Origin of the sequence: Myxococcus llanfairpwllgwyngyllgogerychwyrndrobwllllantysiliogogogochensis (genome assembly GCF_006636215.1) — a bacterium.
Lineage (GTDB): Bacteria > Myxococcota > Myxococcia > Myxococcales > Myxococcaceae > Myxococcus > Myxococcus llanfairpwllgwyngyllgogerychwyrndrobwllllantysiliogogogochensis.
Genome location: NZ_VIFM01000933.1, coordinates 1 through 402 on the forward strand (window position 1 = coordinate 1; position 402 = coordinate 402).

1 protein-coding gene is annotated in these 402 nt (G+C 69.7%); it reads right to left on the reverse strand.

What is annotated here, in order from left to right; translation table 11 throughout:
• Positions 1-290 (reverse strand): hypothetical protein (locus FJV41_RS51310; RefSeq protein WP_220138067.1); only part of this gene is annotated, 290 nt, incomplete at its 3' end.
• Between the last annotated feature and the right edge of the window lie 112 nt (positions 291-402).

Consider the following 402-nt stretch of genomic DNA (forward strand, 5'->3'; position numbering starts at 1 on the left):
TCCTTGCGCAGGGAGGCGACCAGTCGCTGGCCGGTGAAGCTGTTGAGGAGCCCGGCCACCGTATGGCCTCCCACGGCGAATAAAGCCAGAACGGCCAACCCGGCTCCCGCAGACAACGACAGGGGCGCGTTGCCGTGCAGGGCCGAGTTGACCTGCTCGAGCAGCGAGGCCGTGGCGAGCCCCCCCATGCCGCCCAGGAGCGTCGCGATCGCGATGACCCAGGCGAAGGGTTTCAGCAGATGCCACATTTCCGTGGCGAAGGGGGAGGGGTTCAGAGCGGGCGCGTTCATCGGAGGGCTGCAGGTCGGCGGCAGCAGGGAAGAATTGGGCAGGGCAGGCCAGGAAGTCCGCAGCGGGACATGGCCCCCGGGCAGGGGACCGGGAAAGGGCGGACGCCCGTCC